The organism is Natrinema sp. H-ect4 (assembly GCF_041894845.1).
Taxonomy (GTDB): domain Archaea; phylum Halobacteriota; class Halobacteria; order Halobacteriales; family Natrialbaceae; genus Natrinema.
Map to the genome: position 1 here is coordinate 269,420 of NZ_JBHDYC010000002.1, position 17,183 is coordinate 286,602.

The following is a 17,183-nucleotide window of genomic DNA, read 5'->3' on the forward strand; positions in this document are numbered from 1 at the left end:
GTTAACAAATGCCATGATAGACCGACTTGAGAAGGAAGTCGATATGTTGGAACGTCATCTGCAGGTCCTGAAGATGGTTATCGAGAACGAACCGATCGGGATCGTCAAGATGTCGAACGAGACGGGATACCCCCACCACAAGGTCCGCTACTCGCTTCGAGTCCTCGAGGAGGAGAACCTGATCGAGCCCTCGAGTCAGGGAGCGATCAAGACCGAGCGCACCGTCGAGTTCGTCGACGAACTCGACGGCAAACTCGACGAAATCGTCGAGAAGCTCGACGGCATGAAGATCGAAGACGTCGCAGAGATCGAAGGCTAGTCTCGCGTCCGGTTCGGACGCCGTCGCCCGACCCCGCAGCCACCAGCCGGTGCGTCGCCGACGAACTACACTTCTTCCCGCCGTTTTTTGTCGGACAGCGGCCACTATAGCGCACCTGTCCCTCTCAGAGCGTCGCTGCGCCGAGAGAGCCACCGCGGCCGATTTGGTGGATCAGTAGTAGGCACCGTCGGTACGATGGTGAGAACTGCTATCGACGACAAAACCGGACCGGATTCGACGGCGACGACCTACAGCTCGGGGACGTTCATGTGGAACCCTTCGGAACGGGACTCGACCAGACAGAGGTGGTAGCCGTTCTTCCGTGAGAGGTTGACGTAACTCAGTTTCGAGCCCCGGCTGAGGAAGCCCCCGCTCGTGGCCTGCTCGGCCACCTCGAGCGCGCCGGGTTCGAAGTAACTCGAGGTGACGGCGATCGCGGCCGCCAGATCCGGATAGTTCGCCTTCACTGCGGACGCGGCTTCCTCGAGTTCGCCGAGGAGTTCCTGCGTCGCCGGCTCCCGCGAGTCGTTGAGCGTGACCAGCACGAGCGGATTCCCCATTTTGTCGTAGGCGACGACATCGAAGGTGACCTGATCGGGCACGTCCTCGGTCTCGTCGTCCGCGAGCGAGATGGTCGCGCCGAGTTCGGCCCGGTCGATCCGCGGAATCGCGTCGTAGAGGTCGCCCAGTCCATCCGCGTTGCCGGTGTCGCGGATCTCGTAGAGCAGCATCTCGGTGACCCAGTCGACGAACCGGTACTCCATCGTCGACTCGAGGAACTCCTCGTAGGGCGTCCCGTCGACGGCGGCGTCGGTCGAATCGAACCCGGTGTGGTGTTCCAGTCGGAGGTTCGACGCGACCTCGCTGCGATCCGCGTTGCCGCTGTGAGCTGTCTCGAGGGTCGGCTGACTCTTCGACCCGTACCGAACGAAGAGGTTCGTCCCCGAGAGCGCCTGCTGGGCCGAGAGCTGGGTGCCCGCGCTCGCTCCGGTTTCCGTCTCGCTGACCTCGCGCTGGCGGGCGCGTTGCAGTTCCGTCTCGAGTTCCTCGATCCGCGCCTGGAGCCGCTCGACGGTCCCGGAGAGATCCTCGTTTTTCGACTGCAGCCGGTCGCGTTCGGCCTCGAGTTCGTCGGCTTTCGCGACGAGCGCGTCGCGGTGCTCCTGTAGCGTCTCAACCTTCTCGGTGAGGGCCACGACCCGTTCGTCGCTCGGGTCGGTCGCGTCGGCGGCCTCACTCCGTGAACGCGCCGACTCTGGGTCCTGGGATCGTCCCGTTCGCGACCCGGACGCGGCTGCGGGCGACGTCTCCGACGTCTCGGCCGCCGAGTCCTTCGAGCCCGCTCGATCGTCGTTCGACGGGGCGTCGGCCGTACTCGTGTCGGCCGGGTTCGACGACTGCTCCGACGAGGATGGGTCCGGCGACGATCGATCCAGTTTCGCCTCGCGTCCGCCCGCACTCGAGTCGGAAACCGCCTCGCTGTTCTCCGGATCGATCGAGGGAATGCGTCGCGTCTCGCGCCACTCTTCTTCCCGTTCGAACTGTTCCTCGAGGCCGTCCTCCGCGCTCGCCTCCTCGCCCGCGGTTGCGGGGTCGGCGTCGGACGACTCCATTGCCGATGTCTCGTCCTCGTCCGCCCCACGGTCCTCGTCCGCGTCGTCCTCATCGACCCAGGAAATATCATTCTGATCGAGTTCCTCGGCCGCCGCCTCGACCTCCGCGAGGTCGGGACTCGAAGCGGACCCGTCGTCCGATGTCGGTCGTGGATCATCGGTGTCGGCGCCGTCGACCTCAGCGGAATCCACAGTTTCGGTCGGTTCTACGACTGTCTCGGTGGACGCTGTAGTCGTCTCCGTGGTCGTCGACGGCTCGCTCTCAGTGCTGTCCGCGTCCGTCGGATCGGGCGCGGTACCCTCCTCGGCCGACGACCCTTCGACTCCCGACTCCGCCGGTGTCGACTCCGACTCCGATTTGGAGCCGATCGATCCAGTGGATCCGGTGTCGGGATCCGCGTACGCTGTCGACTCGGTCTCCGCGCGCGTGTCCTGCTCTGCTGGGGAGCGTTCGTTGTCCGCAGCGGTCTCGTCCGGATCAGAGGCCGGATCGAGATCGACGGACAGCCCCGAATCGGTAATGCCCGCAGTGGCCGACTCCGACTCCGTTTCGCTTTCGTCGGTCGTCGTGATACCAGTCGCCTCCCCCGTCAGGTCGATCTCCGAGGACAGCGTCGGCTCGTCGTCGGCAGCATCTTCGATCGCGTCGCTCCCGGCCGCGTCGTCGGTGGCGACTGGGTCAGTGTCCGAGACGTCGATCGGGTCGATCGACGGAGTCGGTGAGTCAGTAGCTGAGTCAGTGGTCGGATCGGACGCCGAATCGGGAGCCGGGGACAGGTCGGCAGCGCCCGCGTCGACGGGTGGGTCAACCGTCTCGGCGTCCGTTGTCGGATCCGTCTCCGACCTCGAGCCGGTGTCGGCGTCGGCCGTCTCCGGAACGTCGACGACATCGATCTCAACGTCGGTGACTGCGTAGATGCCGACCTCGTCGGCCGCTCGCTCGAAGGCATCGTCCCCGGTGTGCAGCCGTTCGGCGTTGCCGATGTAGGCCGCGGCCATGCGGCGACCGCCGTAGTAGACGGCGTAGTAGTCGCCGCTGAGTACGTTCTCACTCAGTTCGATGTAGCCGGTGAACGAACCGCTTTGCAGCGTGCCGTCGACCTCGCGAAGCGGTGTCTCGTTCGTATAGTATTTCGCCCGCGGCTCGCCGCCCCGTTCTTCCATCGTACAGAGTAAGGGGAGCGACGGGTGGGGGGCCTCGTACCGAGTGCCCGAGGCAGTCTCGAAGTCCGCAATGTCGCCATCGATGACGCCGACGATGCGGCCGTTGAGCATAAAGAGCCACGTGCCCGTCGCCGATACTGCACCGGAGAAATCACCATCAGCGAGATCGGAGAGACCGTCGAAACCGCCGTTGAATGGGCGGGAGTCCCACTCCTCGACGCGCTCTTGCGTGCGCGAGTCCATACGTCAACAAGCGGGAACCACACCAAATACGTTTCGCCTAGACAACCGCGCTATTTTCTATATCTTCGATTCTGCGTCCTCGGCGAGTTCCTTCATCCGCTTGCCGATCCGACCGGCGCTCGAGAACTCGTCTTCGCTCATGGCGCTCGCGAGCGCGTTGCCGAGGACGAAGACCGCGTGTTTGTGTTCACTCTTTGACTTGTGGACGTGCGAGGGGTCGACATCGAGCTGTCGGTAGTGGTCGAACAGCGTCTCGTCGACCTCCTCGCGCTCCGAGAAGTACTCCATGATGACGACGAGTTCTTCGTGAAGCTCGAGGAGTTCGTCTTTATGCATACCCACGTGTAAGAACGGTTTCGATTTAAGCGTTGTGTGGCCGACGGTCGCACTAACGACCGGAAGCGCTCAGTGGGCAGATACGTCCGGTTCGCTGTCAGCCCGACGATAGACGGTGAGTGCCAGCGAGAGGATCCAGCCGCCGAACGCGAGGGCAGCGACGAACTCTGGGACCGCGAACCACGTCCCGGTATCGATTGCGCCGCCGAGGGACACCAGCCAGCCCAGCCACGCAACCGGATGGACGATTCCGAGCCAGAACGAGGCGACCGCGAGACGGCCATCGCCGGCCAGCGCCGCACCGGTACCGTATATCCACCCCGCAAACGGGGCCACGCCGAACACGGTCAGTGCCGCGAGGCCGTGCAAACTCGTCTCGAGGTAGAGGGTCGTATGTTCGAGGAAGAAGATCCCGACGCCGATCATCCCGATGACGGCGACCGCGAGTAGCGCGACGCCGACGCGCTCGAGGCTGTTTCGACTCTCGAGCCACAGCCGCCACGCGAAGGGGAAACCGAGCAGCCCGCCGACGATCAGTCCACCGTTGAACAGGAGAAACGTCGGCGCGCCGTATCGACCCATATCGGAAAGCGCCCGTCCGTGCCACGTGAACGTCTCGGGCGGTGCAACGATCGTGGCGAGCATGATCGCTCCCAGTGAGACGATCGGCCCGGCGAACCCACAGTACGTCGCGATCCGTCTCCTGGTAGCCATAGCCCTGACTCGCATGTGAACATCAATCAACGTGACTATTCGGATCGATGATTCTGGTGAGAGCAAACGGTTGTGCAATCGAAAGCGATCGTGTAGATGAAAGCAGCCGTGTCAAACCGATTCGGGGACGGCCTACAGAAACGGGTCTCGAACGACAGATTCGAACAGACAGGCGAGGGCCGCTGGAAGACGAAAGGGGGGGGAGGAGTCCTGACTCGACGCTCAGAGTTCGACGCCGCTGGGGATGAGACTGTGTTGCCGGAGCAGGCTCCCCTCGTCGTCGTAGACGAGAAACGTTCGTTTCTCGTAGTCGACGAACGAGTCACCATCGAGCGTGATCTCGACCGCGTACCGGCCCTCGTCGTCAGCGGCATCGCCGTACCCGCGCGCGGCCTGAATGAACTGGAGGACGTCGGCGGCGTCCTCGTTGAGTTCGAGAATGAACTCGCCGGTAATGCGATTAGTGACGCTCACTACCCCCGCAGTGTCGTCAGCCAGCGGCCCCTGTAATCGGAGGGCAACGTCCGTTTCGCTCGCCTCGAGAACGTCGCCGCCGGGACCGGTCAGGCGCTCGCGAAGCATCGTCGCCGGGCCGGTGAAATCGATCGATACCACGGGCTTTTTGGGTTCGCCGCCGGTCTCGACCCAGTCAATATGAGTGACATCTAACGTGAAGTGCTCGCGCCTCATTCCGTACCCGTTGCTTCGGACTCCCACGGTATGAACGTAACGCACGGCAAATTATGTAAGCGGCCGTAATTCGAAGCGCAATTCATCGATAGTGGTTGACAATTCGCCACGGTATCGTGAGCACGGTGATTCATCACACTGACTCGAAGCGGGCAATCTACACGTCGGTCGGCCGTCTCCTTTATGGCAGTCGCGTCCGGACGTGTCACGAAACCCGCGATCGATGGACTCCTCAGATCACAACGGCTCGGGCGGAGCGAGAACCGACGGCGAGAGCAACGCCGACACCCGCCTGTCCGATGATTCCGCGGCTACTGACACCGACGGTTCGGATGTAGCCGCCGGCGACCGACTCGAGTCGACGATCGACGCCGCTCGGCGCACGCTCCGACGGGTCGTCGAGACCCTCCGGGGGTCAACCGTCGATATTGGCGCCTACGAGCCAGGCAGTCACGGTCCGCTGGTCACGTTCGACGGCCCCCAGGGGCTCGAGGAGATCGACCGCTACTGGGTCGACGCGCCGTTCTCGTTCGTCTCGATCGGCTACGACCACGACGCCAGCGAACACCGGTACCGGACCGTCGAACCGACGCTCCGCGATGCGGAGGCGGTCCTGCTCGAGACGCTGCTCGAAGACGTCCGCGATCCGCTGTTGTACCGCGAGAACGAAGGCGACGACGTCGAGTCGCTGCTCCGGGAGACGATCCAAGAATTTCTGGAGCGCTACGGGGCGGAGATCGACACGGCGACGTTCTACCGCCTGTTTTATTTCATACACCGGGACTTCCGGGGGTACGGCCGGCTCGACCCGATCATGCACGATCCGCACGTCGAGGATGTCTCCTGTGACGGCTACGAGTTGCCCCTCTTCGTCTACCACGACGAGTATACCGACATCGCGACGAACGTCTCCTTCGAGAAGTCCGCGCTCGATCGGTTCGTCGTCCGACTGGCCCAACACTCCGGCCGACACATCTCCATTGGCGACCCGATGGTCGAGACGACCCTGCCCGACGGCTCCCGGGCCGAACTCGCGCTGGGCGAGGAGGTGACGCCGCGTGGCTCGGCCTTTACGATCCGGAAGTACGCTGACGAACCGTTCACGCCGATCGATCTGCTCGAGTACGGCACGTTCGACATCGAACAGTTGGCCTACCTCTGGCTCGCGATCGAACACAACAAGAGCCTGCTCTTCGCAGGCGGCACCGCATCGGGGAAGACGACCAGCATGAACGCCATCTCGATGTTCATCCCGCCTCGATCGAAGGTGGTGACGATCGAGGACACCCGCGAACTCCAGCTGTCTCACGACAACTGGCTCTCCTCGATCACGCGCGAGCGAGTTCACGAGGGAACCGACGTGACGATGTACGACCTGTTGCGATCCGCGCTCAGACACCGCCCCGAGTACATCGTCGTCGGCGAGGTCCGTGGCGAGGAAGCGATGACGCTCTTTCAGGCGATGAACACCGGCCACACGACGTACTCGACGATGCACGCCGATTCGGTGCAGACGGCCATCAACCGGCTCGAGAACGAGCCGATCAACGTTCCCCGGTCGATGGTCCAGAGCCTCGACGTGCTCGCGGTGCAGACGCTGACACGCACGGGCGATCAGCGCGTGCGCCGGAACAAAGTTCTCGCGGAAATCGAAGGCGTCGACCAGCGAACTGGCGAACTCGATTACTCGATGGCCTACACGTGGAACAGCGAGACCGACAGCTTTCGGAGCGCCGGCAGCAAGCTCCTCTCGGAGATCCGGGACGAACGCGGCTGGAGCCAACAGGAGCTACTGACCGAACTCGCGAACCGAAAGCGGTTCCTCGAGTACCTACAGGCCAACGGTATCGACGACTATCAGCGCTTTACTGCGCTCGTCAACGAGTACTACAGCGACCCAGATCGGATCCTCGAGACGATCGCGGACGAGACTGCGGACGCTGTAGACGTTGCTGCGGACGACGTGGACGATGTAGACATTGCTGCGGGCCAGATGGCTGTTGCTGCGGACGACGTGAACGATGCGACGAACCGGGCTGACGATGCTGCGGACGAGACCGTCGATAATCCGACCGGTGACGACGAGAGCGCTCCCACCCGCCTCGATCCGGGAAGCGTCAACGAATCGGCCCGAACTGAGACCGACGACGCTCGAGACGGATGAGGCTCGTCACCGTCGGTCCGCTGGCGTTCGCGGTGATGCTCTGTGCACTGGTCGTGATCGCCAGATACGCCGACCGCGTCGATCGAGCCCTGAGTCGGATCGCGATCCGGCTCTTCGGGAGCACTGTCGATTCGGTCCGCGGCGAGCGCCCGGACAGGCAAGCGGCGTTACGAGCCGCACGGGTTCCGACGACCGGCCGCGATTACGGGTCGAAGACGCTACTGTACGCCGCCATCGCCGCCGTCGCCGGCTCGATTCTCGGAATCTACGCGATCTGGGGCCTCCTCGTTCTCCTCTCGATCGATCCCGACACGCTTCGGGCGGCGCTCCCGGACCCGCTCGGGTTCCTCGCGGCCATGGGCGGGCTCCCGTCCCTGTCGCTGGTCGAACTCGTGGTCCTCTTCTGTGGTTCCGCGCTCACGCTCGGGGCCGTGGCCGGCTACGCCGCCTACTGGTTCCGGTGGTGGTATCCGGGGTACGTCGCTGATGCCCGCGCCCGACGGATCGAGGCAGGGTTACCCGCGCTGGTCGCTTTTATCTACGCGCTCTCGCGGAGCGGCATGGCGTTCCCGGTGGTCGTCCGCGTCGTCGCCGATCAGCAAGACACCTACGGCGAGGCCGCCGCGGAGTTTTCGGTTGCGCTCCGGAGCATGGACACGTTCGGCACCGACGTCATCACCGCCCTCCAGACGATGGGGCGGCGCTCGCCCAGCCCGCAGTTCCGCGAGTTCACCGAGAACCTCGTCAGCGTCCTCCAGAGCGGGCAGGGACTCTCGCCGTTCCTCGAGCGACAGTATCAGGACTACCGCGAGGACGCCGAATCCCAGCAGGAGAGCGCTCTCGATCTGCTCGGGACGCTGGCCGAAGCCTATGTCACGGTGCTGGTCGCGGGGCCGCTCTTTCTGATCACCATTCTCGTCGTCATGGGGATCGCTGGCGACGACACGTTCGGACAGTTACGGCTGTTCGTCTACCTCGTCTTGCCCCTGGCGAACGTCGGGTTCATGGTGTATCTGAGCACGGTGACCGACAAGCTCGACCCCAGCAGCGAGGTCGCCGGGGAATCACCCGCCGTCGACACCACGTCAGTCGACGCGGTCCCGTCCGGCGTCGAACGACGGGCCGACGGCGGGACTGGACCGGACGAGGGCGCCGCCCCCGGACCGACCCCGATTCCGCACCCGAACGTCGAACGGGTGCGGTACTACCGCCTGCTGGCCGGGGTCCGCGATCGGTTCGGCCACCCGATTCGAACGCTCGTCGAGCGGCCGACGCTCACGCTCGCGATTACCGTCCCGATCGTGCTCGGAGCACTGGTCGGTCAGCTTCCGACGGCGCTCGAGGGCGGGTTCGACGCGACTGCGGTCGACGACACCATCGCCGTCGGGGCTTTCGGAGTCCTGACCATCTTCGCGATCGCCTACGAACTCCACCGTCGCCGGCTCGCGGCGATCGAAGGCGCGGTTCCGGATCTGCTCGATCGACTCGCCAGCGTCAACGAGGCCGGCCTGTCGATCGTCGCGTCGATCGGCCGCGTTCGAGGGTCCGATCTCGGGCCGCTCGGTCCCGAACTCGACCGGATCTGGAACGACATCCAGTGGGGTGCCGATCTCCAGACGGCGCTCGGCCGATTCGAGGGGCGCGTCGGCACCCGTTCGATCTCCCGGGTCGTCACCCTGCTCACCGAGTCGATGAAGGCCAGCGGCAACCTCGAGACCACCCTCCGAATCGCCGCGCGGCAAGCGGCGGCGGATCGACGTCTCGAGCGCGAGCGCAAGCAGGCGATGGTCGAGTACATGGTGGTCGTCTACGTCTCGTTTCTGGTCTTCCTGTTCATCATCGCCGTGCTCGCCGGGTATCTAATCCCGAACCTCCCGACCGGCGGTGCGGAGCTGCCCGCCGCGTCCGGCTCCGGAATCAGCGGACTGGGTGGGTTCTCTCAGGTCAGTGCCGACGCCTACGCCATGCTCTTCTACCACGCGACCCTCGTTCAGGGGACGTTCTCGGGGTTAATCGCCGGCCAGTTGAGCACCGGGGATGTCGGAGCGGGCACGAAACACGCCGCCGCCATGATCGGGCTCTCCGTGCTGGTCTTCGCGATTTTGCTCTGACCGGCAGCCCCGCGGCAGCCGCGGCGGACTCCCCATCCGCCCGACGACTGTGGTGTCGATGTAGAAACGCTTTAGTCCCCGACGACGGAAGCGGTAGTGGGAAGCGCACGGCCGCAAATCCGACTGCGTCACCCCCTCTTTCGGGTGGCTTGGGATTGCGGAAGTGCACGGCGAGAGCCACGTACTGTCGGACAGCGCAACTCCCGACGCGGGAGCAGTGACTGTCGCTCGACAGACGACACTCGCGGTCAGTGCGATTCCTATCCTCAACCAATGGCACGAATGCACACCCGCCGTCGCGGCTCGTCCGGTTCGGACAAGCCGTCGGCAGACGAACCGCCGGAGTGGAGCGACGTCGACTCGGACGATATCGAAGCCCGAGTCGTCGAACTGGCAGAACAGGGCCACGATCCCAGTCAGATCGGGATGAAGCTGCGTGACGAAGGCGTCACCGGCACGCCCGTCCCGGACGTCAAGTTGGCGACCGGGAAGAAGATTACCGAGATCCTCGAGGAGAACGACGCGAAATCGGAGTTCCCCGAAGATCTCCGGAACCTCATGATCCGTGCCGTGCGCCTGCGCGAGCACGTCCGTGAGAACCAGCAGGACTTCCAGAACAAGCGCGCCCTGCAGAACACCGAAGCGAAGGTTCGCCGCCTGGTCAAGTACTACCGCGGCGACGAAATCGAGCCCGACTTCCAGTACTCCTACGAGGTCGCGACCGAGCTGCTCGAGCTCGAGGACGAATAAACCGCATGTCCACCGAGGGTCGATCCGCCGAGCCGGCGTCCGCCACGAGCGCACTCGAGAGCGCCGGCTTCGTCCGCCTGATCGCCCGCGCCGACGGCGACGCACTCGCTGCGAGCGGCCTCCTCGCGAGCGCCCTCGCCGAGCGCGAGACGCCGTACCAGGTGACCGTCGGCCAAACGATCGCGGAGCGATCCGAGCGCGTCCCGGCCTCGAGCGGCGAGGACGACGCCACGATCCTCGTCGGCGCCGCCAACGCGGCCGAAACGGACGATTTCATCCGGCTCGCGGCCGCGAGTCGACCGGCGACGCTGGAAGCCGTCGATCTCGTCCGCGGGATGGGTGCGACGCCGGATCCGGTGCTCGCACTCGCCGGCGTCGTCGCCGGCGGGAGCGAACCCGGTGCCGGCGAGAGCGAGTGGCTCCTCGAGGCCGCGCACGAACGCGGCCTCGTCGAACAGCGACCGGGCGTCGCGGTGCCGACCGCCGATCCGGTCGACGGACTCGCGTACTCGACACGCCTCCACGCACCGTGGTCGGGCGATCCCGACGCAACGCGCGAAGCGCTCGCGGACGCCACCGATGGCGACCCCGCCAACTTCGATGCGGACGATCACCGTGCGATCGGCTCGCTGGTTGCACTCGACGTCGTCGGTTCTGACGGGGCGGCCGACGCCGCCGCGTCGTCGATCGGACGCACGCTACGGCCGTTCGCCACGCCCGACGGCCCCTTTGCGACGCTCGGCGGCTTCGCCGACGTGCTCGAGGCCCTGGCCCGAACCGAACCGGGCACGGGAACGGCGCTCGCGATGGGACACGACGTCCGCGAGGCGGCACTCGATGCCTGGCGCGAGCACGGACGCCGCGCTCACGCTGCACTCGCGGACGCCTCGACCGGACGCTACGACGGCCTGTTCGTCGTCGGGATCGACGACGGTCCCGTCGAAGCGGTCGCGCAGATTGCGGCGGCCTACCGGTCGCCGGAGTCGGCCGTTCTCGCCGTCAACGAGGGACACGGTCCCTCGAGCAATCGGACGCAGTCCGATGACGGAAACGGCGAGGCGGCCATCGCGACCCGCGACGCCGACCCCCTCGGTGCGACCGTCGAGGGCGTCGCTCGCGAACTCGAGACCGGCGCGACCGACGCGGACTCGGAGACGGCTGCCGACGCCGGCACTGCCGTCGAGTACGACGTCGGCCACCGACGCGGCTACCTTCGATACGACCCGGACGTGGACGAATCGGCGATCATCGCGGCAGTGAGGGAGTTCCGATGAGTCGACGCGCGACGATCAGGACGGATCACGAGGACGCGGCCCTCATCGCGCGGGCGCTCAGCCCGGACAACACCGACGAGATGTCGACGACCGTCGAGCGCGACGGTGAGACGACAGACGCGGATGACGACGAGACGACGGCAGACGCCGCAGGCGACGAGACGCCAGCGGACGCGACCGACGGGACGGCGGGCACGATCGTCACGCGGATCGACCGCGAGACGACGAGCGGCCTCCGATCGACGGTCGACGACTACGTCGTCAACCTCGAGGTCGCGATCGACGTGATGTTGCAGGCACGGACAGTACAGCACGCGGAACCGACGGACACGGGACCTGTGTCCGAACGCGGTAGCGACTCAACACACGATACAACACAATGAGTGAACGATCAGTTTCACGTGCGAAACAGGAGAAGCGGTGGTACACCGTCCTGGCACCCGAGCAGTTCGACCGCCAGGAACTCGGCGAAACCCCCGCTGACGAACCGGAAAAGGTCTACGACCGAACCATCGAAACGACGCTCGGCGACCTCAACAACAACGCCAGCGAGAACAACACGAAGCTCACCTTCAAGATCACCGACGTGGGGAGCGACAGCGCGTACACGGAGTTCGTCGAACACTCCCTGACGCGGGACTACCTGCGCTCGCTCGTCCGCCGCGGTGCCTCGAAGATTGAGGCCTACGTCACCGTCCTCACGACGGACGACTACCGCGTCCAGATCCAGCCCGTCGCCTTCACGACGAAAAAGGCCGACGCGAGCCAGGAGAAGGCCATCCGTGAGCAGATGGTCGCGATGATCGAGGACGCCGCCGAGGAACGCTCCTTCGAGGAGATCATCGACAGCGTCGTCGAGGGACATCTCTCCTCCGCGATCTACGGCGAATCCAAGACAATCTACCCGCTTCGCCGCGTCGAGATCCAGAAGGCTACCCTCGAGGCACACCCCGAGGAAGTCGCCGAAGAGGAAGCGACCGCGGTCGACGTCGACGACGAAGACGTCGCTGCGGACGACTGATTTCGACGGCGAAATCGATCGGTTCTCGCTGACACGCCGTTTTTATCCGCTCGAGGATTCGGAGTGACCCCGCACCGCTCACGGCGACCGAGAGCCGCAGCGATCGCGGGGCGCATCGAGACGGACCACCGATGGCGAACTCGAGAGCGTCGCAGTCGCTCCGAAAGTAGTTGCTGCGGAGGATCTAACCGCGCGTATCGAGGTGCGTTAGGCTAAATCGGTGTCAGAGATTTCGAACCGTGCTCCGCCCGCGTCGCTCTCGGTCACTCGAACGTCCCAGCCGTGAGCCGCGACGATTTCGGCGACGATGTGGAGACCGTATCCGGTACCCGCTTCTCGCGTCGAGTAGCCGCGTTCGAACGCCCGGTCACGCTCCGCGGCGGGAATTCCGGGGCCGTCGTCCGCGACTGCGAACCCCGACTCGGTCCGTTCCACTGTCACTGTCACGTCCGGGCCAGCGTGGTCGATCGCGTTCCGGAAGATATTTTCGAGCAGTTGACAGAGACGGCCGTAATCCGCGTTCACCGCACAGATATCGTCCGCTATCACGAGATTCGCGGGCACGGACTCGTCGCTCGCGATGGTCCACGCCGCATCGATCGCCGCGGAAAGGGAAACCGCTTCAGTCTCCCCGATAGCGTCCCCTTCCCGAGCGAGATAGAGCACGTCGTCGATGATTCGTTCCATCCGATCATGAGCCTCTTCGATCCGGTCGAACTGTTCCGGCAGCCCCTCCTGGCGCGCGAGGGTGAGATACCCCTGCGCGAGCGTCAACGGATTTCGGAGATCGTGTGACACGACGCCGGCGAACTCCTCGAGACGCTCGTTCTGTCGTAGCAGTTCCTGCTTGCGTTCGATTTGCTCGAGCGCCGATTCGATATTTGCGGCGAACACCTGTCCCAGCGAGAGTTCGGCCGCGTCGAACTCGCTCGGGGTTTCAGAGCCCGCGATGAAAGTTCCGTGCGTGCCGAGCGGGAGGTGGATTTCACTTCGAATCGGCGTCTGCGGGTTGTAAACGTCGGGATCTGCGTGGACGTCTTCGACGATCGCCGCCTCCCCGGTCCGATAGACGCGCCACGCGATACTCTCCCCCTCGGCGAACACGGGCACGTCCCCGATGATTTCGCGCGTCCTGTCGGTCGCAGCGACCGGGACGAGACCGCGCTCGTCCTCATAGAAATGAATCGCGTTCGCACTGAACCCGAGAATATCCGACGCCGCACAGATAGCGATATCCGCGACCGCCTCCCGCGTCTCACCTGCCATCATCTCGCGCGTGGTTTCGTGGAGAGCACGAAACTGCTCGGCGCGTTCCGATTGAGAACCGTTACTCACACGAACACATTCTGCCGGAATATCATAAATGAGACGGCCGGTTTGCGACCGGTTCTCGACCGGAGACCGATTGCTCGAGGCGATCGACCGCTCGAAAATCGGGAACGCGACTCTCGGCCGAGCGTGAGTGTGAGGCCAACCGGTACCGTGGCGATCGTGTAACGGCCGATCCAGAACGAGCGGACGCGTTCCGATCACCGTGCCCGTTTCCAGCCACTGCTGTCCGACTTCGAGTTCCTCTCAAAGCTCGAGTTCTTCGGCCGACTCCACGTCGAATCGGGTCACCGTAGGCTCACCGGCGAGCAGTTCCGGTAACGCCGCGGAGAACTCCTGGAAGTGGTCTGATTGGGAGTGTGCGCCGAACGCCGCCTCGTCTTCATACTGTTCGAAAAAGCGGACGAGGTTCGGATCGGAAACGTCCGTGGTCGCCCGGTAGTCGATTATCCCGTCTTCTCGCTGTGACTCGATGACGAGTTCCTTGATCAATTCGAGCGCGTCGTCGCGCCGGTCAGGGTCGATCGGGAAACTCGCGTGAATAACGATCATTCCAACGGAATAGTTCGACCGGAAGGGGATAAAAGTAGTCCGCGAGGCTCGAGCCGGCGGCCCTTGGCGGCCGTCACTCCGAAACGACGATTTCGCCCGTCATTTCGGCCCCTTCGTGGGGAATGCAGAAGTATTCGTACGTGCCAGGGATCTCGAAGGTGTGCTCGAACGTCTCTCGCGTCCCGAGTCGGCCGCCGCGGTCGTCCCAGGCGTCGTATGCGGCCGCCTGACTCTCGTAGCCGCCGGACGCGAAATACTCGGCGTCGTCCGGAATGAGCGTTTCGTAGGCCGTGACGGTGTGGTCGGCCTCGCTCGTGTTTTTCCAGATTACCGTGTCGCCGACGGACACCTCGTACTCTACTGGGAGAAACTCGGTGCGGTTCATCCCGATGTGGCAGTCGTCGCCGGTACAGGGGTCGTCCTCGAGGACGCTGAGCGCGGACGAACAGCCCGCGAGGCCGGTCGAGGCGGCGGTTCCGACGGCAGCGAGATAGGCACGCCGGTGCATACGCAATCGTTAGGAGAGTTGCGGTATAACCGCCCCGGTTCAATCCTCGAATGTGGGAACGCTCTGGAAACGAAAACACGTAAGGTAGCTCCCCGTCGATTCCGGGCATATGCTCCCCCGGTTCGTCGGTCGGCTCGGCGTCGCCGACGCGGTGACGATCGCCAACGCCGCACTGGGGTTCGTCGCGGTCGTCGTCGCGGTCGTCGACATCGATCTGGCAGCCCGGCTGATCCTCCTGGCGGCAATCGCGGACGGCCTCGACGGTATCCTCGCACGCCGCTATGGCGGCACGGACGCCGGCCCGTACCTCGATTCGCTCGCCGACGTTGCCTCCTTTGCCGTCGCACCCGCCGTTCTCTCTTTCGTCGTCGTCACCGAGGGCCTCGAGATCGATTTCAGCGCGGTCGCCCCCGAACTCCTGCTCGTGACGACGGTCTGTGCGCTGTTCGTCGCGATGGCCGTCACCCGACTCGGAATGTACACCGCTTACGACATCTCCGGTAGCTACACGGAAGGGGTTCAGACGACGCTGGCCGCGACAATCCTCGGTGCAGCGATCCTCGCTGGCGAGACCCAGCCGTGGCTCGTGCTCGCGATCACCGGCGCGTTCTGTTATCTGATGGTCTCGCGGATCCAGTACCCCGACCTGCTGGCTCGAGACGCTGCTATCATGGGCGTCATCCACGCCCTCGCGATCCTCGTTCCCGATTTCGTCGGTCGGACCTTTCCGTACGCCCTCCTGACACTCGGGCTGGCGTACATGGTGCTCAGCCCCTGGCTGTACTGGGGCGACGCCGAGCGAACCGGCGAGGTCGACGTGCATGGAAACGCTTAGGGCCGTGCTGACACGACCGTAGGATATGTACACTGTCACGCGTCGGCGTCGCCTCGAGGTGGGACGATGAGCGAGGACGAGGCGAACGGTGACGGCGGGGCCGTCGAGGACGAACCGGGCGACGACGAGCAGCCCGCCGACCTCGAGGAGATCCGCGGACGACTCGAGGCACTGGCCGCTGATCTCGAGGGACTCGATTCGACCCTCGAGGCGGCCGAGACCGAGGACGACCTCGACGTGGTCGAGGCGGACCTCGAGTCGTTCCGGACCGAACTCGAGAGCATCGAGGTGCCGGAGCCGCCCGAAATCGACGAGGACGAGGCGGACGAAGACGAAGAACCCGCGCCGGAAGAAGAGGTACAACAGGAGTACGACGAGATCGAGAGCGATCTCTCGGACCTCGAGTCCGACCTCGAGGACCAGCGGGGCCCCTACGGGGACGACGTCGTGAGCGAGATCAACGATGCCAGCGGAACGATCACGGGAACCCGCTGGACGGAGGAAGGCAAGGCCGAACTGATTGAGGCAGTCGACGGCTTCCTCGACGAATTGAACGGGCTACTCGAGAGTTCGGTCACGCTGGTCAATCGGGGCGAGACGGTGCCCGAGCAGCTCGACGCGACCCTCGACGACGCGAGTGAGGCCGTCGAAGACGCCGCGCTCGACGCCGACGACGACGCCGAGACGATCGCCGGCCTGCTCGAGGCGACCGACGATCTACAGAGCGATATCGACGACGCGACCGAGTGGACCGATCTCGAGATCCGCGAGCAGCTCCGCCGCGAGGGCTACTACGACGTGCTCGATCACGTCAAGGACTTCCCGCCGGAGTGGCACGCGCTCAAGGTCCACGAGAAGCAGGGAAACGTCGAGCAGATCCTGCTCGCCCTCGAGTCGTTCGACTCCGACTTCATGGAAGAACACTGCATGGAGGCCCTCGAGCGGATGGGGCCCGAGGAGGCCATCGACCCGATGCTCCAGAAGGCCAACCGCCGCGATCAGGCCGCGATGGCCGTCCTCGGGAAGATCGGCGTCGACGACGAGGAGATCGTCGAGACGCTGGTCGATTACGTCGACTCCAACCCGAACCTCCAGCAGCCTGCGTTCCGCGCCCTCGGCGAAATCGGTGCCGCGGACGCGGTCGAACCGATCGCTCAACAGCTCGTCGCCGACGAGGCGGACGTCCGGAGCTGGGCCGCCCGCGCGCTGGGACTGATCGGTGACACCCGCGCCATCGAGCCGCTCGCGGACGTGCTCGCGGACGATGACTCCGATCGCGTCCGGGCCAGCGCCGCGTGGGCGCTCAACCGCATCGGCACCCAAGACGCCCTCGAGATCGTCGCCGACTACGACGACGACCGCGCCTACCTCGTGCAGGCCGAAGCCGAGAGCGTGGACCTCGAGCCAGCGGCCTGACGATCGAAATTTCGGAGAGCCGTCTTTTGCTTCGCTTCGATCGTCCGATAGCAGGGAGGACAATACGACCAGTACTGAATCTCGGCACCCCGGCACTACGGACGGATTTACTCGCGACCAGAATCCTTTGGCTCCGATAGTTTA

Annotated in this window: 16 protein-coding genes; 9 read left to right on the forward strand and 7 right to left on the reverse strand. The window is 64.8% G+C overall.

The window, feature by feature from the left end; genetic code table 11:
* Nucleotides 1–13: 13 nt before the first annotated feature.
* Nucleotides 14–319, forward strand: coding sequence for a hypothetical protein (locus tag ACEWFR_RS04210; protein ID WP_098724040.1), 306 nt, complete (start codon nt 14–16; stop codon nt 317–319).
* A 248-nt stretch (nt 320–567) separates the two neighbouring features.
* Here the strand turns inward: ACEWFR_RS04210 and ACEWFR_RS04215 are convergent, their stop codons facing one another.
* The 4 genes from ACEWFR_RS04215 to ACEWFR_RS04230 all read right to left on the reverse strand — a co-directional run bounded on the left by ACEWFR_RS04215 (nt 568) and on the right by ACEWFR_RS04230 (nt 5,079).
* Nucleotides 568–3,339, reverse strand: coding sequence for a transcriptional regulator (locus ACEWFR_RS04215; protein WP_374059852.1), 2,772 nt, complete (start codon nt 3,337–3,339; stop codon nt 568–570).
* Nucleotides 3,340–3,396: 57 nt separating this feature from the next.
* Nucleotides 3,397–3,675, reverse strand: coding sequence for a UPF0058 family protein (locus tag ACEWFR_RS04220; protein WP_098724042.1), 279 nt, complete (start codon nt 3,673–3,675; stop codon nt 3,397–3,399).
* Nucleotides 3,676–3,744: 69 nt separating this feature from the next.
* Nucleotides 3,745–4,389, reverse strand: coding sequence for a DUF998 domain-containing protein (locus ACEWFR_RS04225; RefSeq protein WP_374059853.1), 645 nt, complete (start codon nt 4,387–4,389; stop codon nt 3,745–3,747).
* Nucleotides 4,390–4,611: 222 nt separating this feature from the next.
* Nucleotides 4,612–5,079, reverse strand: a complete 468-nt coding sequence (locus ACEWFR_RS04230) for a DUF5793 family protein (RefSeq protein WP_098724044.1) — start codon at nt 5,077–5,079, stop codon at nt 4,612–4,614.
* A 223-nt stretch (nt 5,080–5,302) separates the two neighbouring features.
* Here ACEWFR_RS04230 and ACEWFR_RS04235 point away from each other — a divergent pair, with 223 nt between their 5' ends.
* From ACEWFR_RS04235 to ACEWFR_RS04260, 6 genes are all read left to right on the forward strand, one after another.
* Nucleotides 5,303–7,243 (forward strand): type II/IV secretion system ATPase subunit, encoded by a 1,941-nt coding sequence (locus tag ACEWFR_RS04235; protein WP_374059854.1) that lies wholly within the window; start codon nt 5,303–5,305, stop codon nt 7,241–7,243.
* Nucleotides 7,240–9,354, forward strand: a complete 2,115-nt coding sequence (locus ACEWFR_RS04240; protein ID WP_374059855.1) for a type II secretion system F family protein — start codon at nt 7,240–7,242, stop codon at nt 9,352–9,354. The genes ACEWFR_RS04235 and ACEWFR_RS04240 overlap by 4 nt, the downstream gene beginning before the upstream one ends.
* A 273-nt stretch (nt 9,355–9,627) precedes the next feature.
* Complete coding sequence (locus ACEWFR_RS04245) at nt 9,628–10,104, forward strand: 30S ribosomal protein S15 (RefSeq protein ID WP_374059856.1); 477 nt, start codon at nt 9,628–9,630, stop codon at nt 10,102–10,104.
* A 5-nt stretch (nt 10,105–10,109) separates the two neighbouring features.
* Complete coding sequence (locus ACEWFR_RS04250; RefSeq protein ID WP_374059857.1) at nt 10,110–11,378, forward strand: exonuclease; 1,269 nt, start codon at nt 10,110–10,112, stop codon at nt 11,376–11,378.
* Nucleotides 11,375–11,761, forward strand: coding sequence for a KEOPS complex subunit Pcc1 (locus ACEWFR_RS04255; protein ID WP_098724049.1), 387 nt, complete (start codon nt 11,375–11,377; stop codon nt 11,759–11,761). Before ACEWFR_RS04250 ends, ACEWFR_RS04255 begins: the two co-directional genes overlap by 4 nt.
* Entirely contained in the window at nt 11,758–12,399 is a 642-nt protein-coding gene (locus ACEWFR_RS04260; RefSeq protein WP_374059858.1) for a 30S ribosomal protein S3ae, read from the forward strand. Before ACEWFR_RS04255 ends, ACEWFR_RS04260 begins: the two co-directional genes overlap by 4 nt.
* Before the next feature lie 207 nt (nt 12,400–12,606).
* On the opposite strand, the gene ACEWFR_RS04265 is transcribed toward ACEWFR_RS04260, so the two are convergent.
* From ACEWFR_RS04265 to ACEWFR_RS04275, 3 genes are all read right to left on the reverse strand, one after another.
* Nucleotides 12,607–13,734 carry a sensor histidine kinase gene (locus ACEWFR_RS04265; RefSeq protein WP_374059859.1) on the reverse strand — a complete coding sequence of 376 codons (1,128 nt, stop codon included), beginning with the start codon at nt 13,732–13,734 and terminating at the stop codon, nt 12,607–12,609.
* Between the two features lie 240 nt (nt 13,735–13,974).
* Complete coding sequence (locus tag ACEWFR_RS04270) at nt 13,975–14,280, reverse strand: putative quinol monooxygenase (RefSeq protein ID WP_374059860.1); 306 nt, start codon at nt 14,278–14,280, stop codon at nt 13,975–13,977.
* 73 nt (nt 14,281–14,353) lie between these two features.
* Nucleotides 14,354–14,788 carry a plastocyanin/azurin family copper-binding protein gene (locus ACEWFR_RS04275; protein ID WP_374059861.1) on the reverse strand — a complete coding sequence of 145 codons (435 nt, stop codon included), beginning with the start codon at nt 14,786–14,788 and terminating at the stop codon, nt 14,354–14,356.
* Between the two features lie 109 nt (nt 14,789–14,897).
* On the opposite strand from ACEWFR_RS04275, the gene ACEWFR_RS04280 reads away from it, so the two are divergent.
* Both ACEWFR_RS04280 and ACEWFR_RS04285 read left to right on the forward strand, forming a co-directional pair.
* Entirely contained in the window at nt 14,898–15,623 is a 726-nt protein-coding gene (locus tag ACEWFR_RS04280; protein WP_098724055.1) for a protein sorting system archaetidylserine synthase, read from the forward strand.
* 66 nt (nt 15,624–15,689) lie between these two features.
* A complete protein-coding gene (locus ACEWFR_RS04285) occupies nt 15,690–17,039 on the forward strand; it encodes a HEAT repeat domain-containing protein (RefSeq protein WP_374059862.1) in 1,350 nt (449 codons plus the stop codon).
* Nucleotides 17,040–17,183: the final 144 nt, after the last annotated feature.